We start from the raw sequence: 21,827 nt of genomic DNA, 5'->3' as shown, positions 1-21,827 counted from the left end.
GGGTGAAGATTAAGCGGTTTTTTGCCAAGGATATGCGAACGGCTCTGGCCGAGGTCAAGGAGACTCTCGGGCCTGACGCCGTCATCATGTCCAACAAGAAGGTCACCGGAGGGGTAGAGATAGTCGCCGCAGTCGATTATCAATCCCAGGTCCCGGGGCCCAAAGATGCGCCGGTTCGCCGTCAGCTGAACGATGAGAGCGTCAATATTTCGTCTGCTGCACGGCAGATGATCCGCCCCGAGCCGTCGCCGGCGAAGGAGCAGAACGAACATTATGCCGATACCCTGGCCGCCTTGCTGGCGCGCCAGCAGAAGCTCAAGCCGGGCAATGGGGCGCCAATGGGTAATACCCAATCGGCCGGTCTGGCCGCTGCCAATGCAGCGCCCAGAACATTGGCCGAGCAGGGGCAGTGGGGCGCAGCCCCCGAACCTGCCAAGCCCAAGGCCCGGGTTGCGTCCGGCCAGCGTGCTCCTCAACCTGCCCAGCGGGATCATGAGATGGAGGGGATGCGCAAGGAGATGGCCAGCATCCGCAAATTGCTGGAGCACCAGATCTCCGGGCTGATGTGGCAAGAGGTGGAGCGCCGCGAACCGATGCGGGCCCTGCTGATCAAGGAGCTCAAGAAACTGGGCTTTGACGATGCGTTTGCCGATCAACTGGCGGGACTGATCCCCGAAGATATGTCCATCCATCAGGCGATGGCCCAGTTGGCCGAAGTGCTGACGGCCCAGCTCAAGATCAGTGAGGACGAGATCATGCGTCAGGGCGGCGCGGTTGCACTGCTTGGCCCGACCGGGGTGGGCAAAACCACTACCATCGCCAAGCTGGCTGCTCGTTTCGCCATGAAGTATGGCGCCGAGCAGGTGGCGCTGATCACCACCGACAACTACCGGATTGGTGCCCATGAACAGCTGCAGACATATGGTCGCATCATGGGGTGTCCGGTGCGGCAGGTGCGTGATGCCGAAGAGCTGGCCAATGCCCTTTATCAGTTCCGCCACCGTCGGCTGGTACTTATCGATACGGCCGGGGTGGGTCAGCGGGACATCCGGTTGACCGAGCAGCTCGATACCCTGGTCAAGAATGCCAAGGTACGGATCCGCAGTTATCTGGTGATGTCGGCAACTTCCCAGCGTCGGGTGATGCAGGAGGCGGTGGACCATTTCCGGCGTATTCCATTAAGCGGCTGCATACTTACCAAATTGGATGAAAGTCTGAATCTGGGCGAAGTGATTAACGTGTGTATCCAGAATTCATTGCCCATCAGCTATATCACTGACGGACAAAGGGTTCCGGAAGATATTCAGGTTGCCAATGCGGCGCAGCTCGTTGGGGCTGCCATGGGCTCGCTGGAGCGAGAAACAGAGGAGCCCTATTTCTGGGGCGCAGGCTTTGGCGAGGCCGAAGATTCGGAGTTTTATGAGTAACATGTATATGGATCAGGCGAGTGGTCTGCGCAAAATGCGTCAAAACAATCGAGTAAAAGTAATCGCCGTTTCCGGTGGTAAAGGTGGCGTGGGCAAGACCAACGTGACCCTGAACGTGGCCGGAGCCATGGCCGCCCAAGGCAAGCGGGTGATGGTGCTGGATGCCGACCTGGGTCTGGCCAACGTCGACGTCATGCTGGGGCTGCGGGTTCATCGCAACCTCTCTCATGTCCTGGCGGGTGAATGCACCATCGACGACATCATCGTCGAAGGCCCTTACGGCATGATGATCGTGCCTGCGACCTCGGGCACCCAGTCCATGGTCGAGCTTTCTCCGGTGCAGCATGCCGAGCTTATCCGTGCCTTCAGCGAGATGAAAACCCAGGTCGACATCCTGCTGGTGGATACGGCTGCGGGGATCTCCGACATGGTGCTGAGCTTCACCCGTGCCGCTCAAGACATCATGGTGGTGGTCTGCGATGAGCCGACCTCCATCACCGATGCCTACGCCCTCATCAAGATCCTCTCCAAGGATCACGGTGTGTTTCGTTTCAAGGTAGTGGCCAATATGGTGCGCAGTCTGCGCGAAGGGCAGGAGCTCTTTGCCAAACTGACCCGGGTAACGGATCGTTTCCTCGACACCTCGCTGGAACTGGTCGCCTGTGTACCCTATGACACCAATCTGCGTGCCGCCGTGCGCAAGCAGAAGCTGATTGTCGAGGCGTTTCCCAAGTCGCCGGCCGCACTGGCGTTCCGTGCCCTTGCCAACAAGGCGGCGAGCTGGCCGGTTCCAAACCAGCCGGGCGGCCATCTGGAGTTTTTCCTGGAAAATTTGTTGCAGAAACCGGCCACAACACAGGAAGGTTCCCGTGAATAAAGCCCAAGCGTACTTGCGTCATCAGGATTCCTATGTGCTTGTGGAGCGTCATGCTCCCTTGGTCAAGCGAATTGCCCAGCATTTGTTGGCTCGCCTGCCCAGCAGTGTCTTGCTGGATGACCTGATCCAGGCAGGTATGATTGGGCTGCTTGAAGCCTCCCGCAACTTTGACGGTAGCAAGGGGGCCAGCTTCGAGACGTATGCCGGGATTCGCATCCGCGGCGCCATGCTGGATGAGATCCGGCGTGGTGACTGGGTACCCCGCTCTGTGCATCGCAACAGTCGGGCTATTGCAGAAGCGATCGAGAATGTCGAGCAGACTCACGGGCGTGACGCGCGAGATACCGAGGTTGCTGCCGAGATGGGGGTCTCCATCGCTGATTACCATGCGATGCTGCAAGACGTCTCCTGCGGCAAAATTATCGGCATCGAAGATCTGGGGGTCAGCGAGGATGTGATTGGCAACCCCGATGATGCCCCTTCAGGCTCCGGATTCGATGAATTGGCTGCCGAGCGATTTCAGATTCAATTATCCGAGCAAATTGTTCGTCTACCAGAGAGAGAAGCTTTGGTTCTCTCTCTTTACTACGATGAAGAGCTGAATTTGCGTGAAATTGGCGAGGTTTTGAATGTCAGCGAGTCGCGTGTGAGCCAGATCCACAGTCAGGCAATGCACAGATTGCGTGCTCGTTTGAGAGATTGGCATCTATAAGTGTTTGTACTGGCTACACTGAGATGAAACTCTAAGGCATAATCCGCACGACACAACCCGTTTTTAGCATCATGTAAGTGAGCCACTCTGGTGGCTATTTAGGAGGGAATTTTGGACAAGAACATGAAAATCCTCATTGTTGACGATTTTTCAACGATGCGCCGGATTATCAAGAACTTGCTGCGCGACTTGGGATTTAACAACACCCATGAGGCGGATGACGGCAATACAGCGCTGCCGATGCTGAAAAATGGTGATTTTCAGTTTGTAGTTACCGACTGGAACATGCCTGGCATGCAAGGTATTGACCTGCTTAAAGCCATCCGTGTCGATGAGAAGCTCAAGCATCTGCCGGTACTGATGGTAACCGCTGAAGCCAAACGTGAGCAGATCATTGAAGCCGCCCAAGCTGGCGTCAACGGTTACATCGTCAAGCCCTTCACCGCAGCAACGCTCAAAGAAAAACTCGACAAAATTTTCGAACGAATTGGCTAAGGAGCTGCAGGGATGATGGCCAAAACGAGAGCAATGATTTCGCTCGACCAGGCAAGGATGCTTGTTGCTCATCTGGAGCAAGGCGAATTTGAGCTGGCCGATGAACTGCTTGCCGAAGTATGTGCCCCCAACGCAGCCGATCTGTTTGAAAAAGTAGGTCAGCTGACCCGACAACTGCATGATTCACTTCAAGAATTTCGCCTCGACCCCCGTATTCCCGATTTGGCTACTCATGATATTCCCGATGCTCGGGAGCGCTTGAGCTACGTTATCGATATGACCGACAAAGCGGCCAATCGCACAATGGATGCGGTGGAAGCCAGTTTGCCGATAGCGGATCGCCTGAATGACAATATCCAGTTGGTGATGCCGAACTGGAATGCCCTGATGTCTCGTGACATGAGCGTGGGGCAGTTCAAATCCTTATGTCACCAACTTGATGATTTTATTAAGGCTTCAGAGTCTGATGCCGATAAATTACGGCAACTGCTGACAGAAATCCTGATGGCACAAGATTTTCAGGATTTGACAGGTCAGATGATCCGCAAGGTCATCAAGCTTGTTCAGGAAGTTGAAACAAAATTAATAGAAATGCTGACCATGTTTGGTGAGGCTTCTGCTGAGCATTCAACTCGTAGTATTCCTGTCAACGGGATTGAAGCAGAGGGCCCTATCATGAACCCCGAGGCTCGTGCCGATGTGGTCAATGGTCAGGATGATGTGGACGATCTGCTGTCTAGCTTGGGATTCTAATGGAGTGACGCATGGCCTTCGAAGTTGATGAAGACATACTGCAAGACTTTCTGGTCGAAGCATCCGAAATATTGGAACAGTTGTCTGAACAACTGGTCGACTTGGAAAAGCGGCCCGATGACAAGAACCTGTTGAACGCCATCTTTCGCGGTTTCCATACTGTGAAGGGGGGAGCAGGTTTTCTGTCGCTCGGTGAACTGGTTGATGTATGCCACGGTGCGGAAAACGTGTTCGATATCTTGCGTAATGGCAAGCGAACCGTTACTGCGGAGCTGATGGATGTGATCCTGCAAGCGCTGGATGCCATCAATGTCATGTTCGCCCAGGTTCAAAATCGCGAAGCACCCAGCCCTGCGTCAGATGATTTGCTTCATGATCTCCATGAGCTGTGCAAACCTGAAGGGCAAGAGCAGTTGCGTACTGCTACCAGCTCTGCTGCTGCCCCCGAGCCGGAACCTGTTGCGCCGCTCGTCGAGGTTGCCCCCGAAATTGTCGAGCCTGTCATCCTCAGCAGTGAGCCAGCCCCTGTCAATGGTGGTGGGTCGATCGACGAGATTTCTGCGGATGAATTCGAGCGTCTGCTGGACGAGCTCCACGGTGTGGGTGGGGCACCGACCAAGACGGCTGCAGCAGCCCCGATAGCGGGTGGCTCTGGCGATATCACCGATGATGAGTTTGAGGCCTTGCTGGATCAGCTTCATGGTCAGGGCCAGCACATGGGTGCGCCAGAGGTTAACCCCTTGAAGTCGGTGCAAAAAGAGGTGGACGAGCTTATCGATGATGATGAGTTTGAGCGTCTGCTTGATGAATTGCATGGTCGTGGCCAAGGGCCTCAGAGTACTCTGGCACCTGCCGCACCTGCCGCACCTGCCGCACCTGCCGCACCTGCCGCACCTGCCGCACCTGCCGCACCTGCCGCGGTGACTCCGCCCAAATCGGCCACTCCTGTAGCCAAACCAGCACCGGCTGCCCCCGCAAAACCTGCCGAAGCAGCCAAGGCACCAGCGCCTGCCGCCAAGGCTGCGCCTGCGCCAGCAGAAAATAGTGCCGTGCAAAGCGATACGACGGTGCGGGTGGATACCAAGACCCTCGATGTCATCATGAACATGGTAGGTGAGTTGGTACTGGTTCGTAACCGGCTGGTGAGCCTGGGTATTGCCAGCAATGATGAAGAGATGTCAAAGGCGGTTGCCAATCTGGATGTGGTAACGGCTGACCTGCAAGGTGCGGTGATGAAAACCCGCATGCAGCCCATCAAGAAAGTGTTTGGTCGTTTCCCTCGCGTGGTGCGTGATCTTGCCAGAACCCTCAAAAAAGAGATTGAGCTGGTGATGGTGGGGGAAGAGACCGATCTGGATAAAAACCTGGTAGAGGCGCTCGCCGATCCTCTGGTTCACCTTGTTCGCAACTCATGCGATCACGGGGTTGAAATGCCGGATGTGCGGGAGAAAGCGGGCAAGCCGCGGCAAGGGACGATCACCCTTAGCGCCTCCCAGCAAGGTGACCATATTCTGCTTTGCATCGAGGATGATGGGGCCGGGATGGATCCTGAGAGACTCAAGTCCATCGCAATCAGTCGCGGTGTTCTGGATGCAGATACTGCCGCTCGCATGAGCGACAACGATGCCTATAACCTGATCTTTGCCCCGGGCTTTTCAACCAAGGCCGAGATCTCCGATATCTCTGGCCGTGGTGTCGGAATGGATGTGGTTAAAACCAGCATTGTCAGCCTCAATGGGTCGGTGCACATCGACTCCACTTGGGGGAAAGGTACCCGTCTCGAAATCAAGGTTCCGTTGACGCTAGCCATTCTGCCGACTCTGATGGTGGAAGTGGGTGAGCAGACCTTCGCACTTCCCCTTGGTTGTGTGAATGAGATTTTCCATCTGGACCTGAAAAAGGCCAACATGGTTGATGGCCAGCTCACCATCATTGTGCGCGAGAAGGCGATACCGCTCTTCTATCTGCACAAATGGTTGATTCGTGGCGCCAACAAACGTTCACGTCAGGATACCGGACATGTGGTGATCGTACAGATTGGCACCCAGCAAATCGGGTTTGTGGTAGACAGCTTGATTGGTCAGGAAGAGGTGGTGATCAAGCCACTCGATAACCTGCTGCAAGGCACCCCTGGCATGGCCGGTGCGACCATTACCAGTGATGGCGGAATTGCTCTTATTTTGGATGTGCCGAGTCTGCTCAAAGCATATGCGCGTAGACATTAATAGCTCAGGCCCAAGGAGTTAGAAAAACAACAATGGCAGTCAAGGTATTAGTTGTCGACGATTCGAGCTTCTTTCGCCGTCGGGTGAGCGAGATCATCAATCAGGATCCCATGCTGACGGTGATTGATACGGCCCAGAATGGACGTGAGGCGGTGGACAAGGCGATGTCGCTGCGCCCTGATGTGATCACCATGGACATCGAAATGCCCGTGATGGATGGCATCAGTGCGGTGCGGGAGATCATGGCCAAGTGCCCAACCCCCATTCTGATGTTCTCCTCCCTGACCCATGAAGGGGCCAAGGCTACGCTGGATGCGCTGGACGCCGGTGCCCTCGACTTCTTGCCCAAGAAGTTTGAGGACATTGCCAGAGACAAAGATGAAGCGGTCAGACTGTTGCAACAGCGGGTAAAGGAGATCTCTCGCAAGCGCTTCCTGATGACATCAGCTGCTCGCCCCAAAGCACCTGAACCGGTTGCTCGTGCTCCGTTGGGTAGCCCTGCGCCCAGATCTTCAGATCGTCAGCCTGACCTGCAACGCACTGTGCCAAGTGCCTCATTCAAGCGCAGTGGCAAGAGTTATCAGTTGGTGGCGATCGGTACTTCTACCGGCGGACCTGTTGCTTTGCAAAATGTGCTGACCAAGTTGCCGGGGGATTTTCCCCATCCAATCCTGCTTATCCAGCATATGCCAGCCACGTTTACTGCCGCATTTGCTGCCCGTCTCAACGGGTTATGTCAGATTGGCGTCAAGGAAGCGGAAGATGGCGATGTGCTTAAACCAGGGCATGCCTACCTTGCTCCCGGTGGCAAACAGATGCTGCTGGAAGGTCGTGGTACAGGGGCCCGCATTCGCATTGTGGATGGCAACGACAAGGTCAATTACAAGCCTTGTGTGGACATCACTTTTGCCTCTGCGGCCAAAACCTATGCCGACAAGGTACTGGCGATTGTGCTGACCGGTATGGGCGCAGATGGCCGTGATGGCGCCAGACTGCTGAAAGAGCAGGGATCAACCATCTGGGCTCAGGATGAGGCTTCCTGCGTGGTATATGGTATGCCGCAAGCGGTAGCCAAAGCGGGGATTGCCAGCGAATCACTCCCTCTGGACAAGGTGGCCCAGCGTATTCTGGTTGAGTTGGGGCGCTAATCATGGGCTTGCTCGGTCTGCTCCTGGCATTGGGGGCTATTGCCATTGCCCAACTGTGGCATGGCGGCTCCCTGTTGACGTTGGTGGACGGCCCCGCTTTTTTGATCGTGCTGGGTGGTACCGTTGGTGCCGTCACGTTGCAGACTCCAGCCAAGTACATCCTGCTGGCGTTGCGCCAGCTGTTATGGATTTTTACCCCTCCCCGCCAGGATCTCGCGACGCAGGCCGAACGGTTGCAGTCATGGGCCGTCTTTGCGCGCCAGCAAGGGCTGCTGGCTCTTGAAAATCAGGCTGAGCAGGAGGAAGACAACTTTACCCGTCAAGGGCTTGGCATGATTGTCGATGGGGTATCCACGGAGGATATTCGCATGTTGCTCGAAGCCGATATCGATATCGAGCAGGAGCGTAATGAACATGCCGCCAGGGTATTTGAAGCTATGGGGGGGTACAGTCCGACCATCGGGATCATCGGTGCCGTGCTGGGCCTGATCCAGGCCATGTTTCATCTCGAAGACCCGTCAGCGCTGGGGGCGGGTATCGCAGTGGCATTTGTGGCAACCATCTATGGAGTGGGGTTTGCCAACCTCATCTACCTGCCTATCGCCAACCGGCTACGCGCATTTCACTATCACTATGCACTCTTTCAGGAGATGACCCTTGAAGGGCTGCTGGCTATCGCCCATGGTGAAAACGGCTTGCAGGTTGAACGCCGGCTCAGGGCCTATTTGAAAGGAGAGTAGCCATGCGCAAGCGCTATCGGTTGCACTTGCAGGGTCGCGAGCATCTTGACCGCTGGCTGGTCTCCTATGCCGATTATATGACGCTGATCTTTGCCTTGTTCGTGGTGCTTTACTCTGTTGCGCTGGTGAACAAGGACAAGTATCGCGCGGTGATTGATGGTATGAGCCAGGCGTTCAGTGTCATGCAGTCTGGAGGCAATGGCTTGCTTGAAGGGCAGGGTAATTCCCTGCTGGATAACCCGGTATCTGCCTCTCCATCGTTGCTGGAAAGCCCAGCACCCCCCTCTCCTTCACTTGCTCCTATTTCTGGTGTGCCAGTGCTGCAAGATGGCGCGACACTTGCAAAACTCGATATGCAGTTGCAACAGAGCATGGGCTCGCTGGTGGATGCCGGTATCGTCAAACTGACGCAAGATGAGAACTGGCTGACGGTTGAACTCAGTTCCGGCTTGTTGTTTGGCTGCGGCAGTGCCTTTTTGGGACCAAACGCTGCACCGGTCATTAATACTCTTTCAAGTATTCTCAAACCGGTCGATAACTATGTAAGGGTTCGGGGTTATACCGATAACCAACAGATAAATAATGAAATTTATCGTTCTAACTGGGCGCTTTCTGCTGCTCGGGCCGAAGCGGTACTCAATGGTTTGATTGCAGATGGGATCGCCCCCCAGCGTCTGGCGTTCGAGGCATATGGCGAGTTTTCCCCTTTTGCTGACAACGGCAGCGAGCAGGGCAGACTGCAGAATCGCAAGGTTGTGGTCGCTATCTCCAAATTTGCCTGGGTGCCGCCGGCACCTGTGGTTGCAACACCGACGGTAGTTGCTGAACCGGTTCCTGCTGTACAGCAGGCGGTGGATGCAGGAGAGATAAAGGTGATCACCTTGCCCGGTGGTGGCATACGCATAACAACAAGGCAGGATTGATACAGTGATTGTTTGGACGGTTGCCAACCAGAAAGGTGGTGTGGGTAAAACCACCACAGTGGTCTCGCTTGCGGGGATCCTGGCCCAGCGTGGCCAGCGGGTGCTGTTGATTGATACCGACCCCCATGCTTCGCTGACTGCATATCTTGATTTTGATTCAGATCGCCTGGATGGAACCCTCTATGAGTTGTTTCAAGCTGTCAAACCGACAGCCGAGCTTGTCAATAAACTGACGCTCAAGACCAAGTTCGAAAATATCAACTTACTGCCAGCATCTATTACCTTGGCGACCCTTGATCGGGTGATGGGCAATCGTGAGGGGATGGGACTGGTACTGAAGCGGGCACTGCTGCGCATTCAGGAGCAATATGATTACGTGCTGATCGATTGCCCGCCAGTACTGGGGGTGATGATGGTCAACGCGCTGGCTGCCTGCGATCGCATTCTGGTGCCTGTCCAGACAGAATTTCTGGCCCTCAAGGGGTTGGAGCGGATGATGAAAACATTCGAGATCATGCAGCGTTCCAAGCGTGACAAGTTCCGTTATACCGTGATCCCGACCATGTTCGACAAGCGCACCCGTGCCTCTCTGATGACCTTGAAGTCGATCAAGGATCAATATGGAGATTCAGTGTGGAATGCGGTGATCCCTATTGATACCAAGTTTCGGGATGCCAGCTTGCTGCATATCCCCCCGTCTATCTATTCTCCCGGGAGTCGTGGAACCTATGCATATGAAACGCTGCTCAATCATCTTGATGCCCTTGAGCGGCAACGGGTTCATGAGGTGACGGCATGAGAGATACCATTCAAGTTCGGGCGATGGATGACTATTTCCATTCCCTGCTGCTCGATGAGCCACTGGTGCTGGATGAGGTGGAAGAGGCTCAATCCGCCCCTGTTTTACAGTTGCAACGTCAGCCCCAAAGCGTCCCTGAGGTAGTCGCCGCACCTTACCTCGAAAGCGATCCACGGCTTGCCCAACTTGGTGAGCTATTGGCTCAGGTGGGACAAGTCCAGTTCGAAAATGATGCCTTCACCCAGGAGATAACACTCACCACTCCGCTGGAGATTGTGGCAGAGGAATCACTGCTGCCGGTGGAGCCTGAATGGCCTGAGGAGGTTCTGCTTCCCGAGGTTGCAGAGCCCCATACTACTATCCTGACCGAAACGGTGCTGGAGGTTGCTCCGGTAGAGGCCAGTGAACCTGTTACCTGGGAAAATATCGATACCGGTAAAGAGTTTCAGGCCCTTTTCTTTGAAGTCGCAGGCGTGACGTTTGCGGTGCCGTTGACCGAGCTGGGTGGTATTCATCAGCTGGGCGAGATCACCTCCCTGTTTGGCCAACCGGGTTGGTACAAGGGGATCATGACCTCCCGCGAGCAGAAGATGAATGTGGTCGATACTGCCCAGTGGGTCATGCCGGGTCAGCATCTCGAGATCGATGATTACAAGTATCTGATTATGCTTGGTGAATCGCCGTGGGGATTAGCCTGCCATCATCTCAAAGGGACTGAATTGTTACACCGTGACCAGGTGAAATGGCGCCATCAGGAGGGCAAGCGCCCCTGGTTGGCTGGTATGGTCAAAGAAAAAATGTGTGCCCTGTTACACGTCCGCGAACTGCTCCTGTTGCTGGAGCGTGGGGTTAACATAGAAGGTCGCTGATAACTTCTGCAATCGAGCTGTTTTATTGCTAGTTTTAGCAGTAGACGTTTTCATAAAAGGAATAAAAACATGACAGAAAAGCGCAATATTGCACAGAATCTGGCCGAAGATGAAGTGCTGCAATGGGTAACCTTCCAACTGGAAAACGAAACCTACGGCATCAATGTGATGCAGGTTCAGGAGGTGTTGCGCTACACCGAAATTGCACCGGTGCCGGGTGCGCCTGAGTACGTTCTGGGGATCATCAACCTGCGTGGCAATGTGGTGACTGTCATCGATACCCGTTCCCGTTTCGGTCTGCCTTCCGGTGATGTGAGTGAAAACTCCCGGATCGTGATCATCGAGGCCGAGAAACAGGTGATTGGCATCATGGTCGACAGCGTGGCAGAAGTGGTTTATCTGCGCTCTTCCGAAATCGATGCGGCACCTGCGGTCGGTACTGAAGAGAGCGCCAAGTTTATTCAGGGGGTGAGCAACCGCGATGGGCAACTGCTGATCCTGGTTGACTTGAACAAGCTGCTCTCCGATGAAGAGTGGGAAGATATCGGTTCCCTCTGATAAGTAAGGTGATGTTTTGATAATCGAGATGGTTGCCTTGGGGGTGTCCCTGATTGCCTTGGCGTTTGCCTCTTATATCTGGTTCAAGAGCAAGCGCAGCAAGCAGGAGTCCGAGGACAGTGTGGCAACCCTGCAAGGTCAGTTGGAAAGCTTGCGCAAGCAGATGATGGAACTCCATACCGGCGCCATTGGCATGGGGCAGCGTCTGCAGTCGGTGGAAGGGGCGATGCAGCAGGTCAATGAACGCCAGCAAGAACTGACCATGCAGGATCCCGAACGCAGGCTCTACAGCCGAGCGGCCAAGATGGTCGAACTGGGCGCCGATCTTGATGAAGTCATGAGTGAGTGCGAGTTGCCAAAGGCAGAGGCAGAGCTCTTGATATCTTTGCGAAAAGGTCGCTCTTGATGATTCAGGAAGGCAATTGCCTTCCTGAATTTTATGGCGTGCAGCCGCTTGTCTCCCAGCTGCGTTGAGCAGGCGGTTTCTACCGTATTTTCTTTGTGATCCCGGTCGCCAGTCAGTTCAATTGTTGCATCTTTGAAAAGACGTATTCCAATACTGTGTTAAGATGCAGACCGCTTCATTTTCTCTGAAAAAATCCCCATGCTGCTTCAAGTTAACAATCTGAGCTGCGTGCGCGAAGATCGCACTCTGTTTGAACACCTCTCTTTCTCTGTTGCGCCTGGCGATCTGGTGCAAATTGAAGGGCCCAACGGGGTTGGCAAGACAAGCCTGTTGCGGTTGTTGACCGGGCTGTCGCAGCCGTTTGCCGGTGAGGTGTGCTGGAATGGGGAGAATATTCGTCACTGTCGTGATGAGTATCATGCCAATCTGCTCTATCTCGGCCATCAGCCCGGTGTCAAAGCGGCGCTGACCCCTTTTGAAAACCTGAAATTCTACCAGCAGTTACATCACCCGCAGCAAACAGAGACTGACTTGTGGCAGATATTGGCCCGGGTTGGGCTGGCCGGATTTGAAGAGAACCCGACCGGGCAACTCTCTGCCGGTCAGCAACGCCGGGTGGCCCTGGCCAGACTCTGGCTGTCACAGAAACCGGCACTCTGGATCCTCGATGAGCCCTTTACCGCCATCGACAAGCAAGGGGTCAAGGTGCTCGAGCAGCTCTTTCTGGAACACGCCGAGCGGGGCGGCATGGTGATCCTCACCACCCATCAGGATCTGACCCTGATGCAGGGACGGCTGAAGACTATCTCGTTGACCCCCTTCGCCTCGACATTGCAGGAGTAACGCCATGTTGCGCGCTGTTATGCACCTTATTCACCGTGAACTGCTGATGGCTCTGCGCCAGCGTTCCGATATTCTCAATCCGCTCTGGTTTTTCCTCATCGTCATCACCCTGTTTCCGTTAGGCATTGGCCCGGAGCCCAAACTGCTGGCCCGTATTGCCCCGGGGATTATCTGGGTGGCGGCGCTATTGGCGGCCATGTTGTCGTTGGAGCGGCTGTTTCGCGACGACTTTGTCGATGGCGCGCTGGAGCAGATGATGCTGATGCCGCACCCGCTGGGCTTGCTGGCGCTGGCGAAAGTAGTCGCTCACTGGCTGCTGACCGGCTTGCCGCTGCTGCTGATCTCTCCCTTGTTGGCGATTTTGCTGTCGCTGGATATGAACACCTATCTGGCTGTCGTCGCGACGCTAGCACTGGGCACTCCGGTATTGAGCCTGCTCGGCGCGGTCGGGGTCGCGTTGACGGTGGGATTGCGCAAAGGCGGGGTGCTGCTTAGTCTGCTGATCCTGCCGCTCTATATTCCGGTACTGATTTTTGCCACCTCAGCCATCGATGCCGCGGGGATGAGCTTGCCCTATGGCGGGCAGCTTGCCATTCTGGCCGCCATGCTGGTGGGGGCTTTGACACTGACGCCGCTGGCTGTGTCGGCGGCGTTGCGGGTCAGCCTCAACTGATGGCCGTGAGCTGAACCGGATTTGGCTCCGAACGGAGTCTTTTTGCAAAAAATAATGTTGCGATGGATCAAGGAGAGTGCCGCTTATTGCTTTCGGGGTATTTGATGCTGCCCCGTGGTCGGTATGGTAGGCCTCGCCAAACGATTAATAACAAAAAGGTTTTGTGAGCTATGTGGAAATGGTTGCACCCTTATGCCAAACCGGAGCGGGCCTATCAGCTGGCAGGCACGCTGTTGCCCTGGTTTGCGGTGATTAGTCTGCTCTCGTTTGTGATCGGTACTGTCTGGGGTCTCGCGTTTGCTCCGGCAGATTACCAGCAGGGAGATTCGTTCCGGATCATCTATATCCACGTGCCTTCCGCCATTCTCTCCATGGGGGCCTACTCCACCATGGCGGTGGCCGCCTTTATCGGCCTGGTGTGGCAACTGCGGATGGCGGATATGACGGTTGCAGCCATTGCGCCGGTCGGCGCCGTATTTACCTTTATTGCCCTCTTTACCGGTGCCGCCTGGGGCAAACCCATGTGGGGAACCTGGTGGGTGTGGGATGCGCGGCTCACCTCTGAGCTGATCCTGCTGTTTCTCTACCTCGGCGTGATTGCTCTCTACAACGCCTTCAGCGACAAGGTGGTCGCTGGCCGTGCCGCTGGCATTCTAGCTCTGGTTGGGGTGATCAACCTGCCGATCATCCACTACTCGGTGGAGTGGTGGAACACCTTGCATCAGGGGGCCACCATCACCAAATTTGACAAACCCTCCATTTCACCCGAGATGCTCTGGCCGCTGTTGATCATGATCCTGGCGTTTGCCGCGTTTCTCGGGGCCCTGACCCTGATGCGTTTTCGTAATGAACTCCTGATGCGGGAGTGGCATCGCCCCTGGGTCAAAGAGATTGCAGAGCAGGAGAAGTAAGCATGCACTTTGCCTCTTTCAGTGATTTTATGGCGATGGGCGGTTACGCCTTCTATGTCTGGCTCTCATTTGGCCTGACGCTGGTGTGTCTGGTCGGCATCATCATTTCTACCCGCATGAAAACCCGCAGCCTGCTCGCCGAGTTGCGCAGCAAACAGGCGCGTGAGGCCCGTCGCAAGGCGGCCCAGCAGATGGAGAACACCCTATGAACCCGAGACGCAAAAAACGCCTCACCATCATTCTGGCCATTACTCTGGGTCTGGCAACCGTCAGCGGGCTGGTGCTCTACGCACTCAGTCAGAATATCGACCTCTTCTACACCCCGAGCGAGCTGGTGGAGGGGAAGGGGCCGGACAAGATCAAGCCGGAAGAGGGACAGCGCCTGCGCATCGGTGGATTGGTCGTGCCGGGATCGGTACAGCGGGATCCCCAGAGCCTCAAGGTTGCCTTCAAGCTGGTGGATAACGGCGGTCATCTGGTGACGGTCGAGTTTGACGGCATCCTGCCGGATCTCTTCCGTGAAGGGCAGGGGATTGTTGCCCAGGGCACCCTCAAGGATGCCACGACCGTAGAGGCGTTCGAGGTGCTGGCCAAGCACGATGAGAACTACATGCCGCCGGAAGTGGCCGATGCCACCAACGGTATGCACTTCAAGCCGGAGTATACCGAGGCGCAGTTGAAGGGAGCCAAGCAGTGATCCCTGTGGTGTTTGCCTTTTCCGCTTTGCTTGCCGTGCGTGGTGCGGCTGTTGTCACCGTTCAATTGAAAGGAATGCCTTCATGATCCCGGAATTAGGTCAGTTTGCGCTGATCCTGGCCTTTGCCACCGCCCTGCTGCTGGGTAGCTACCCGCTGCTGGGCGCCAGTTGGGGGCGTCTTGGCATGATGTCGGCGGCCCGTCCGCTCGCCTATGCCCAGTTCTTGCTGCTGCTACTGTCGTTTCTCTGCCTGACCTGGGCTTTTATCGATAACGATTTCACCGTGCAGTATGTGGCCACTAACTCCAACAGCCTGCTGCCGCTCGCCTATCGCATTTCCGCCGTATGGGGCGCCCACGAAGGCTCCCTGCTGCTGTGGGTTCTGACCTTAGGGGGCTGGACTGCGGCGGTGGCCATGTTCAGTCGCCGTCTGCCGCTCGATGCTGTCGCGCGGGTACTCGGCGTGTTGGGGCTGATCTCGGTCGGCTTCACTGCCTTCGTGCTGTTCACCTCCGATCCCTTCACCCGCACCTTGCCCTATTTCCCGGTAGATGGTCGTGACCTCAATCCACTGCTGCAGGATCCGGGTCTTATCTTCCATCCGCCGATGCTCTACATGGGTTATGTGGGCTTCTCGGTGGCGTTTGCTTTTGCCATTGCTTCGCTGATGACCGGCCGTCTCGATGCGACCTGGGCTCGCTGGTCGCGCCCCTGGACCATGGCTGCCTGGGTATTCCTGACCCTCGGCATCGTGCTCGGCTCCTGGTGGGCCTACTACGAGCTCGGTTGGGGCGGCTGGTGGTTCTGGGATCCGGTAGAAAACGCCTCGTTTATGCCTTGGCTGGCGGGTACCGCTCTGCTGCACTCGCTGGCGGTGAGCGAGAAGCGCGCCACCTTCAAGGCGTGGACCGTGCTGCTGGCCCTGTCAGCCTTCTCGTTGAGCCTGCTGGGTACCTTCCTGGTGCGCTCCGGCGTGCTGGTGTCGGTCCATGCGTTTGCCTCCGACCCGACCCGCGGTCTGTTTATTCTCGGCTTCCTGCTGGCGGTGATCGGCTCATCCTTGCTGCTGTTTGCCTTCAAAGGCTCGCAGGTGAAGAGCCACGGCAAACACGAGCTGTGGAGCCGCGAGACCCTGCTGCTTTGCAACAACATCATGCTGGTGGCGGGTCTGCTGACCGTGCTGCTCGGTACCTTGCTGCCGCTGGTGCACAAGGAGCTGGGGCTGGGGAGCATTTCCATCGGTACTCCCTTCTTCAACCACATCTACAGCTGGCTGATCATCCCGTTTGCCCTGCTGCTGGGGATTGGCCCGCTGTTTCGCTGGCGTCGTCAGGAGCTGGGGGAACTCAAAAGCAAGGTGGTTGTGGCACTGGTGCTGAGTCTGGCCGCTGCCTTGCTGTTGCCGCTGCTCTTGGCCGAAATATTCAAACCGTGGGCGGCGGTAGGGATTGGTCTGGGGGCCTGGATCATCGTCACCAGCGTGCAGGAGACCTGGGCGCGAGCGACCCACAAGCACAGCTTTGCAGTCGGTGTGCGCAAGCTTGGCAACAGCCACTGGGCCATGATCCTCGGCCACGTGGGGCTGGCAGTCAGCATCATTGGTATCGCCTGCACCCAGAATTACAGCATCGAGAAGGATCTGCGGATGCAGGCGGGTGATCGGGTGCACTTTGCCGATTACGAGTTCGTCTTTGCCGGGATCAAGGAGAAGAACGGCCCCAACTACGATGGCTTCAAGGGCGTGCTGGAAGTGCACAAGAATGGCAAGCAGGTCGCCCTGCTCAAGCCCGAGAAGCGGATGTACAAGGTGACCCGGATGCCGATGACCGAAGCGGCCATCGATGCCGGTATCACCCGTGATCTCTATGCGGCGCTGGGGGAACAGCTCGACAACGGTGCCTGGGCGGTGCGGATCTACTACAAGCCGTTCGTGCGCTGGATCTGGTTCGGCGGCGTCTTTATGGCCATTGGTGGCGTGCTGGCGATGCTGGACAAGCGTTACCGTTTCGGCCGTCGTGAGGAGGAGGCCAAGGCATGAACAAAAAGACCTGGTTGTTTTTAATCCCCTTTATCGTCTTTTTGCTGGGGGCTGTGTTCCTGTTCAAAGGGCTCTACTCCGATCCCACCAAGCTTGAGTCCGTGATGGTGGGCAAAGAGGTGCCGGTGTTCACCCTGCAGGACATTTACGATCTGAAAAAGCAGCACGATCGCAGTATCCTGACCGGTCGCCCCATGCTGCTCAACGTCTGGGCCACCTGGTGCCCCACCTGCTACGGCGAGCACACCTACCTCAAACAGCTGGCAGGGCAGGGCATTCCCATCATCGGTATGAACTACAAGGATGAACGCGACAAGGCGATCAAGTGGCTGGCTGAGCTGGGCAACCCCTATCAGGTCAACCTCTATGATCCGGACGGCATGCTGGGGCTGGATCTCGGGGTATATGGCGCGCCGGAGACCTTCTTTATCGACAGCAAGGGGATCATCCGGTATCGCCACGTGGGGGATATCAACCCCGAGAACTGGGCGTCGACCCTCAAACCCATCTTTGATGCCATGAAGTGAGGGGAGTCTTGATGAGAGTATTTATTGCTTCCCTGCTGCTGTTGCTGGGATGGATAGTGCAAGCACCCGCCATGGCCGCTATCGATGTCTACACCTTCGACAACGACAATCAGGAGCAGGTCTTTCGCGAACTGACCAAGGAGCTGCGTTGCCCCAAGTGTCAGAACCAGGATATCGCCGACTCCAATGCGGGGCTGGCCAAGGACTTGCGCGACAAGACCTACCAGATGGTGCGCGAGGGTAAGGATAAAGAGGAGATCGTGGATTACATGGTGGCCCGCTACGGCAACTTTATCCTCTATAACCCGCCCCTGATGGCCTCCACCCTGATCCTCTGGCTCGGCCCGCTGCTGGTGATCCTGATCGGTGGCGCCGTGGTCGTGATGCGCAGCCGCCGGCCCCCTGCGGTGAAAATACAACTGGATAACGCCCTGAGCGAGGAGGAGCAGCGCCGACTGGCCGAGCTGCTCAAAGAGGAAGAGAAACAATGACCGCTTTTTGGATAGTGATTGCGGGCTTGCTGGTGCTGGTGAGTCTGGCGCTCGTTGTGCCGCTGTGGCGTGGTGAAGGCAAACAGAGCATCAGTCGCTCGGCGCTCAACAAACAGCTCTATCGCCAGCGGCTGCTGGAGATTGGCGAAGAGCGCGAGCAGGGTGTCCTGGCTGAGGAGTCCGACTCGCTGGTCGAGCTGCAACGAAGTCTCTTGGATGATATCCCTGATGTGGAGCAGACTGCCCGCAGTGGCAAGAGTTTGATCTGGATCCCGGGTGTACTGGTGCTGTTGGTGGTGAGTCTGGGGCTCTACTACAAGTTGGGCTCCTGGCAAGAGGTGAGTCGCTGGCAAGATGCCAGCAGCCGTCTTGGCGAGCTGAGCAACCGCATTCTGGTGGAACGCGATGCCCAGGTGACCGAGCAGGATCTGCTGGATTTCACGCTGGCACTGCGTACCCGCCTCAAGGATGAACCGAACGACTACCGCGGCTGGCTGCTGCTGGGACGCTTGGCGCTGGATGGCAATGATCCCGAGATGGCCAGCGAGGCGCTGGAGCGGGCCTACACGCTGGCTCCCCAGAAATCGCTGGTGGCGGTACCCTACGCGCAGGCGCTGATGATGACGGGGGATGAGGCGCAAGCGGATGCCCTGTTGCAGGCTGCTATCGCGCAGGATCCGGACAATATTGAAGCGCGTTCCGTCTATGCCTTTATGGCGCTGCAAAAAGAGGACTTCCAGACCGCGCTGGCTCGCTGGCAGGCGATGTTGCCACTGATGGAGAAAGGCACTCCCCGTTACGTGATGGTCGAGCGCTCCATGGAGTACGCCCGCGCGCAGCTCAAGCAGCGCGGCATCGAGGTGACGAATTCAGGCGCAGCCAAAGCGGGCGCAGTTGAGGGACAACCGCTGGCGGTGAAGGAGGGGGAATTCCCCATCCACGTCACGTTGGCGGCGGGCATTCAGATGCCGGAAGATGCCCATCTCTTCGTCTTTGCCGTGGTGCCCAACGGGCCGCCCATGCCCATCGCCGTGAAGCGTATCGCAGGGCCAACCCTGCCTGTTACCCTGTCACTCGGGGATGGCGATGCCATGATGGAAGGCAGCAAACTGGCGGCCTATCCGGAGCTGCAGTTCAAGGCACGTCTCTCGCGCGGTGGCAATGTGATGAACAAGGAAGGAGCCTTCGAAGGGGTATCCGTGCCGGTCAAGACGGCCGAGATCCCTGCTGCTCCGATTGACATCCGCATCGATCACGCCCTCTAATATGCCTTTGGATAACCCGGCCCCTGGATAGGGGCCGGGTTATCTATACTTCTGATAAATCAAAATAAAACGTCAGGACAATCATATGTATCTTCGTTCAGGGGCCATACTGGCAGCCCTCTTGCTGGCTGGCTGTGCCGGTGGCCCACCCAAGCCTGGCCCAGAGAGTCTGGATCTCAATCCCGGCATGAATAATCCGGGTGCAACCAGTACGGCGGCCGATCCGCGCGATCCCTTCCAGGGGGCCAACCGGGCCATGTGGGCGGTCAACTATGATGTGCTGGAGCCCTATGTGGCACGTCCTGTGGTACATGCCTATGCCCGCTACATTCCGGTAGGGGTGAAGGATGGCATTGCCAACTTTGTTGCCAACTTTGATGAGCCAAGCAGCATGGTGAACCATCTGATCACCGGTGATTTGAAGGGGGCGGGCACCAACCTGGGGCGCTTTACCCTCAACACCACGGTCGGTCTGCTGGGTATCTTCGATGTGGCCAAACATGCCGGCCTCGAGCGCAACAAGCTGGAAATGGACACAGTGCTGGGCAGGGCCGATATCGGTAATGGTGCCTACATCATGGTGCCTGTTTACGGCCCGACCACCACCCGTGAGCTGGTTGGCGATGCGATTGACAGCTTCTACTTCCCCTATGCCCTGTTAACCTTCCCGATGAAGGTTGCACACTGGGCTCTGGATGGCTTGGGCACACGTGCCAAGCTGATCGATCAGGAGCGGATCATCGACAACTCCCTCGATCCTTATGCGCTGACCAAGGACTTCTACCTGCAATATAACCAGGGCAAGGTGACGGGCAAGCAGACCGAGCTGAAAGCGTCTCAGCAAGAGCAGGCCGACGATGCCAATCTGGATGAATATATGGACGAGTTGGACCAGTAAACGGGCTATCTCGATATGTAAAAGGCGCCTGCGGGCGCCTTATTCATTTACGCAGCCATATCGAGATAAAAAAACGCCCCGCAGTGCGGGGCGTTTTGGCAAGCGAGGCTGATTAGGCAGCCAGATTCTTGGCCACGAATTCCCAGTTAACCAGAGCCCAGAAGGTTTCCATGTACTTCGGACGCAGGTTGCGGAAGTCGATGTAGTAGGCGTGCTCCCACAGGTCAACGGTCAGCAGCGGGGTGGTACCGGCTTCAGTCAGCGGGCAGCCAGCGTTGGAGGTGTTGACGATAGCCAGAGTGCCGTCAGCTTTCTTCACCAGCCAAGTCCAGCTGGAACCGAAGTTGCCGATGGCTGATTTGGTGAAGGCATCTTTGAACTCGGCGAAGGAGCCGAATGCCTTGTTGATGGCATCAGCCAGGGCGCCAGTCGGCTCGCCACCGCCATTCGGGGAGAGGCAGTGCCAGTAGAAGGTGTGGTTCCAGATCTGGGCGGCGTTGTTGAAGATGCCGCCGTTGGAGGTCTTGATGATCTCTTCCAGAGACTTGCCTTCAAACTCGGTACCCGGCACCAGATTGTTCAGGTTGACCACGTAGGTGTTGTGGTGCTTGCCGTGGTGATATTCCAGAGTTTCCTGGGAGATGTGCGGTTCCAGAGCGTTGATTGCATAGGGCAGAGCGGGAAGTTCGAATGCCATTTTCTACTCTCCATTGGCTGGACCGTGCGAAGGCGACGGTTGCAAGACATTGCGTACTCTTTTCTATATGTGAAAAGAGTTGTTTTTAAAATTATGGGGCTGGGTAGCCCAAAGCCAAGGGATTGTAGCAGTATCAAAGATGGCCTAACAACTCTTGATTGGCGCCATGATCGCGATCAATCCTGTGTGGGTTCTTTGCGCAATTCGAGCCGGGTCACCCCTTTGTCAGTTTGTGCTCGGGCAAGATTGCAGTAGAATGGCCGCCGAAATCGCTCTAGTGAGGCACCTATGGAAACTATTGAAAAGATCAAGCAGCAGCTGGCTGACAACCCCATCATCATCTACATGAAGGGCTCCCCCAAGCTACCCAGCTGTGGCTTCTCTGCCCAGGCCTCCCAGGCTCTGATGTCCTGCGGCGAGCCGTTTGCCTATGTTGATATCCTGCAGAATCCGGATATCCGCGCCGAATTGCCAAAATTCGCCAACTGGCCGACCTTCCCCCAGCTGTGGGTTGAAGGTGAGCTGATCGGTGGCTGTGACATCATGATCGAGATGTTCCAGGCTGGCGAGTTGCAGGCTCTGATCAAAGAGACTGCTGCCAAGTACAAGAAAGATGATGCTGCAGCCGAGTAATCGGTTTTGTTTTGTCGAGAGGGAGCCTTATAGGCTCCCTTTTTTATGGCTATGTCCCAATTACGTGTTGCATGGGGTGCCCCAGCGCCTCATGCAAACATGCTTTGATATTCACGCCCCTCCCGTAACGTTCCAGCATCCTGCGCCAACCCAGGTAATTCTTCAGGTAGTGCGTCGCCACGCCATGGAAACGCTCCATCCACTCTTTCAACCGATGGTGAT

The 21,827-nt window shown here is 56.3% G+C and carries 25 protein-coding genes and 1 pseudogene; 24 read left to right on the top strand and 2 right to left on the bottom strand.

The annotated features are described in order from the left end of the window. Positions 1-2: 2 nt before the first annotated feature. From flhF to ACW5W8_RS09300, 23 genes are all read left to right on the top strand, one after another. A complete protein-coding gene (gene flhF / locus ACW5W8_RS09410) occupies positions 3-1,427 on the top strand; it encodes a flagellar biosynthesis GTPase FlhF (RefSeq protein ID WP_498627513.1) in 1,425 nt (474 codons plus the stop codon). Position 1,428: 1 nt separating this feature from the next. Further along, positions 1,429-2,304: a MinD/ParA family protein gene (locus ACW5W8_RS09405; RefSeq protein WP_013723550.1), complete on the top strand. Its 876-nt coding sequence runs from the start codon at positions 1,429-1,431 to the stop codon at positions 2,302-2,304. Beyond that, positions 2,297-3,016 (top strand): RNA polymerase sigma factor FliA, encoded by a 720-nt coding sequence (locus ACW5W8_RS09400; protein ID WP_498627511.1) that lies wholly within the window; start codon positions 2,297-2,299, stop codon positions 3,014-3,016. The genes ACW5W8_RS09405 and ACW5W8_RS09400 overlap by 8 nt, the downstream gene beginning before the upstream one ends. 123 nt (positions 3,017-3,139) lie before the next feature. Continuing rightward, positions 3,140-3,511 carry a chemotaxis response regulator CheY gene (gene cheY / locus ACW5W8_RS09395; RefSeq protein ID WP_005334709.1) on the top strand — a complete coding sequence of 124 codons (372 nt, stop codon included), beginning with the start codon at positions 3,140-3,142 and terminating at the stop codon, positions 3,509-3,511. Positions 3,512-3,523: 12 nt separating this feature from the next. Beyond that, entirely contained in the window at positions 3,524-4,264 is a 741-nt protein-coding gene (locus ACW5W8_RS09390) for a protein phosphatase CheZ (protein ID WP_005353668.1), read from the top strand. An 11-nt stretch (positions 4,265-4,275) separates the two neighbouring features. Next, positions 4,276-6,489 carry a chemotaxis protein CheA gene (locus ACW5W8_RS09385; RefSeq protein WP_498627509.1) on the top strand — a complete coding sequence of 738 codons (2,214 nt, stop codon included), beginning with the start codon at positions 4,276-4,278 and terminating at the stop codon, positions 6,487-6,489. Between the two features lie 32 nt (positions 6,490-6,521). Continuing rightward, positions 6,522-7,637 (top strand): protein-glutamate methylesterase/protein-glutamine glutaminase, encoded by a 1,116-nt coding sequence (locus ACW5W8_RS09380; RefSeq protein ID WP_498627507.1) that lies wholly within the window; start codon positions 6,522-6,524, stop codon positions 7,635-7,637. Positions 7,638-7,639: 2 nt separating this feature from the next. Continuing rightward, a complete protein-coding gene (locus tag ACW5W8_RS09375) occupies positions 7,640-8,377 on the top strand; it encodes a flagellar motor protein (protein ID WP_005343988.1) in 738 nt (245 codons plus the stop codon). A gap of 2 nt (positions 8,378-8,379) precedes the next feature. Then, on the top strand, positions 8,380-9,300 hold the full coding sequence (locus ACW5W8_RS09370) for a flagellar motor protein MotB (RefSeq protein WP_498627506.1): 921 nt from the start codon (positions 8,380-8,382) through the stop codon (positions 9,298-9,300). 4 nt (positions 9,301-9,304) lie between these two features. Next, complete coding sequence (locus tag ACW5W8_RS09365; RefSeq protein WP_005353663.1) at positions 9,305-10,099, top strand: ParA family protein; 795 nt, start codon at positions 9,305-9,307, stop codon at positions 10,097-10,099. Continuing rightward, a complete protein-coding gene (locus tag ACW5W8_RS09360) occupies positions 10,096-10,968 on the top strand; it encodes a chemotaxis protein CheW (protein ID WP_498627504.1) in 873 nt (290 codons plus the stop codon). Before ACW5W8_RS09365 ends, ACW5W8_RS09360 begins: the two co-directional genes overlap by 4 nt. Before the next feature lie 69 nt (positions 10,969-11,037). Next, positions 11,038-11,526 (top strand): chemotaxis protein CheW, encoded by a 489-nt coding sequence (locus tag ACW5W8_RS09355; protein ID WP_005298836.1) that lies wholly within the window; start codon positions 11,038-11,040, stop codon positions 11,524-11,526. A gap of 28 nt (positions 11,527-11,554) precedes the next feature. Further along, positions 11,555-11,932, top strand: a complete 378-nt coding sequence (locus ACW5W8_RS09350) for a DUF2802 domain-containing protein (RefSeq protein ID WP_043821339.1) — start codon at positions 11,555-11,557, stop codon at positions 11,930-11,932. Positions 11,933-12,130: 198 nt separating this feature from the next. Next, positions 12,131-12,775: a cytochrome c biogenesis heme-transporting ATPase CcmA gene (gene ccmA, locus ACW5W8_RS09345; protein ID WP_113740466.1), complete on the top strand. Its 645-nt coding sequence runs from the start codon at positions 12,131-12,133 to the stop codon at positions 12,773-12,775. 4 nt (positions 12,776-12,779) lie between these two features. Next, on the top strand, positions 12,780-13,448 hold the full coding sequence (gene ccmB / locus ACW5W8_RS09340; protein WP_103251228.1) for a heme exporter protein CcmB: 669 nt from the start codon (positions 12,780-12,782) through the stop codon (positions 13,446-13,448). 170 nt (positions 13,449-13,618) lie between these two features. Then, the gene (locus tag ACW5W8_RS09335) at positions 13,619-14,359 is read left to right on the top strand and encodes a heme ABC transporter permease (RefSeq protein ID WP_005334687.1); all 741 of its coding nucleotides are present in this window, start codon (positions 13,619-13,621) and stop codon (positions 14,357-14,359) included. A gap of 2 nt (positions 14,360-14,361) precedes the next feature. Continuing rightward, positions 14,362-14,568, top strand: a complete 207-nt coding sequence (gene ccmD / locus ACW5W8_RS09330) for a heme exporter protein CcmD (protein ID WP_005353657.1) — start codon at positions 14,362-14,364, stop codon at positions 14,566-14,568. Next, positions 14,565-15,056, top strand: coding sequence for a cytochrome c maturation protein CcmE (ccmE, locus tag ACW5W8_RS09325; protein ID WP_103251229.1), 492 nt, complete (start codon positions 14,565-14,567; stop codon positions 15,054-15,056). Before ccmD ends, ccmE begins: the two co-directional genes overlap by 4 nt. A gap of 82 nt (positions 15,057-15,138) precedes the next feature. Further along, entirely contained in the window at positions 15,139-17,094 is a 1,956-nt protein-coding gene (locus ACW5W8_RS09320) for a heme lyase CcmF/NrfE family subunit (RefSeq protein WP_498627502.1), read from the top strand. Beyond that, positions 17,091-17,621, top strand: coding sequence for a DsbE family thiol:disulfide interchange protein (locus ACW5W8_RS09315; RefSeq protein ID WP_064335794.1), 531 nt, complete (start codon positions 17,091-17,093; stop codon positions 17,619-17,621). The genes ACW5W8_RS09320 and ACW5W8_RS09315 overlap by 4 nt, the downstream gene beginning before the upstream one ends. A gap of 11 nt (positions 17,622-17,632) precedes the next feature. After that, on the top strand, positions 17,633-18,112 hold the full coding sequence (locus ACW5W8_RS09310; protein WP_335839347.1) for a cytochrome c-type biogenesis protein: 480 nt from the start codon (positions 17,633-17,635) through the stop codon (positions 18,110-18,112). Then, complete coding sequence (gene ccmI, locus ACW5W8_RS09305) at positions 18,109-19,377, top strand: c-type cytochrome biogenesis protein CcmI (RefSeq protein ID WP_019444735.1); 1,269 nt, start codon at positions 18,109-18,111, stop codon at positions 19,375-19,377. Before ACW5W8_RS09310 ends, ccmI begins: the two co-directional genes overlap by 4 nt. Positions 19,378-19,462: 85 nt before the next feature. Next, positions 19,463-20,275 carry an MlaA family lipoprotein gene (locus ACW5W8_RS09300; protein ID WP_005334673.1) on the top strand — a complete coding sequence of 271 codons (813 nt, stop codon included), beginning with the start codon at positions 19,463-19,465 and terminating at the stop codon, positions 20,273-20,275. Between the two features lie 112 nt (positions 20,276-20,387). On the opposite strand, the gene sodB is transcribed toward ACW5W8_RS09300, so the two are convergent. Next, complete coding sequence (sodB, locus tag ACW5W8_RS09295; protein WP_069555634.1) at positions 20,388-20,972, bottom strand: superoxide dismutase [Fe]; 585 nt, start codon at positions 20,970-20,972, stop codon at positions 20,388-20,390. A gap of 288 nt (positions 20,973-21,260) precedes the next feature. On the opposite strand from sodB, the gene ACW5W8_RS09290 reads away from it, so the two are divergent. After that, positions 21,261-21,605 (top strand): Grx4 family monothiol glutaredoxin, encoded by a 345-nt coding sequence (locus ACW5W8_RS09290; protein WP_005353650.1) that lies wholly within the window; start codon positions 21,261-21,263, stop codon positions 21,603-21,605. Between the two features lie 49 nt (positions 21,606-21,654). Here ACW5W8_RS09290 and ACW5W8_RS09285 read toward each other — a convergent pair. After that, a pseudogene (locus tag ACW5W8_RS09285) lies at positions 21,655-21,827 on the bottom strand (IS1595 family transposase); the annotation flags it as partial.

The organism is Aeromonas aquatilis (assembly GCF_054052405.1).
The sequence above is the reverse complement of the archived record's forward strand: the minus strand, read 5'-3'. Positions and strand labels throughout refer to the sequence as shown.

What these genes read in the sequence shown, in the direction of transcription:
- ACW5W8_RS09320 (WP_498627502.1), top strand. Translation starts at nt 15,139, where the DNA reads ATGATCCCGGAATTAGGTCAGTTTGCGCTGATCCTGGCCTTTGCCACC.
- ACW5W8_RS09385 (WP_498627509.1), top strand. Translation starts at nt 4,276, where the DNA reads ATGGCCTTCGAAGTTGATGAAGACATACTGCAAGACTTTCTGGTCGAA.
- ccmE (WP_103251229.1), top strand. Translation starts at nt 14,565, where the DNA reads ATGAACCCGAGACGCAAAAAACGCCTCACCATCATTCTGGCCATTACT.
- ACW5W8_RS09310 (WP_335839347.1), top strand. Translation starts at nt 17,633, where the DNA reads ATGAGAGTATTTATTGCTTCCCTGCTGCTGTTGCTGGGATGGATAGTG.
- ACW5W8_RS09390 (WP_005353668.1), top strand. Translation starts at nt 3,524, where the DNA reads ATGATGGCCAAAACGAGAGCAATGATTTCGCTCGACCAGGCAAGGATG.
- ACW5W8_RS09405 (WP_013723550.1), top strand. Translation starts at nt 1,429, where the DNA reads ATGTATATGGATCAGGCGAGTGGTCTGCGCAAAATGCGTCAAAACAAT.
- ACW5W8_RS09335 (WP_005334687.1), top strand. Translation starts at nt 13,619, where the DNA reads ATGTGGAAATGGTTGCACCCTTATGCCAAACCGGAGCGGGCCTATCAG.
- ccmI (WP_019444735.1), top strand. Translation starts at nt 18,109, where the DNA reads ATGACCGCTTTTTGGATAGTGATTGCGGGCTTGCTGGTGCTGGTGAGT.
- ACW5W8_RS09300 (WP_005334673.1), top strand. Translation starts at nt 19,463, where the DNA reads ATGTATCTTCGTTCAGGGGCCATACTGGCAGCCCTCTTGCTGGCTGGC.
- ccmD (WP_005353657.1), top strand. Translation starts at nt 14,362, where the DNA reads ATGCACTTTGCCTCTTTCAGTGATTTTATGGCGATGGGCGGTTACGCC.
- ACW5W8_RS09355 (WP_005298836.1), top strand. Translation starts at nt 11,038, where the DNA reads ATGACAGAAAAGCGCAATATTGCACAGAATCTGGCCGAAGATGAAGTG.
- ccmA (WP_113740466.1), top strand. Translation starts at nt 12,131, where the DNA reads ATGCTGCTTCAAGTTAACAATCTGAGCTGCGTGCGCGAAGATCGCACT.
- ACW5W8_RS09360 (WP_498627504.1), top strand. Translation starts at nt 10,096, where the DNA reads ATGAGAGATACCATTCAAGTTCGGGCGATGGATGACTATTTCCATTCC.
- ACW5W8_RS09375 (WP_005343988.1), top strand. Translation starts at nt 7,640, where the DNA reads ATGGGCTTGCTCGGTCTGCTCCTGGCATTGGGGGCTATTGCCATTGCC.
- ACW5W8_RS09315 (WP_064335794.1), top strand. Translation starts at nt 17,091, where the DNA reads ATGAACAAAAAGACCTGGTTGTTTTTAATCCCCTTTATCGTCTTTTTG.
- ccmB (WP_103251228.1), top strand. Translation starts at nt 12,780, where the DNA reads ATGTTGCGCGCTGTTATGCACCTTATTCACCGTGAACTGCTGATGGCT.
- sodB (WP_069555634.1), bottom strand. Translation starts at nt 20,972, where the DNA reads ATGGCATTCGAACTTCCCGCTCTGCCCTATGCAATCAACGCTCTGGAA.
- ACW5W8_RS09350 (WP_043821339.1), top strand. Translation starts at nt 11,555, where the DNA reads ATGGTTGCCTTGGGGGTGTCCCTGATTGCCTTGGCGTTTGCCTCTTAT.
- ACW5W8_RS09380 (WP_498627507.1), top strand. Translation starts at nt 6,522, where the DNA reads ATGGCAGTCAAGGTATTAGTTGTCGACGATTCGAGCTTCTTTCGCCGT.
- ACW5W8_RS09370 (WP_498627506.1), top strand. Translation starts at nt 8,380, where the DNA reads ATGCGCAAGCGCTATCGGTTGCACTTGCAGGGTCGCGAGCATCTTGAC.
- cheY (WP_005334709.1), top strand. Translation starts at nt 3,140, where the DNA reads ATGAAAATCCTCATTGTTGACGATTTTTCAACGATGCGCCGGATTATC.
- ACW5W8_RS09290 (WP_005353650.1), top strand. Translation starts at nt 21,261, where the DNA reads ATGGAAACTATTGAAAAGATCAAGCAGCAGCTGGCTGACAACCCCATC.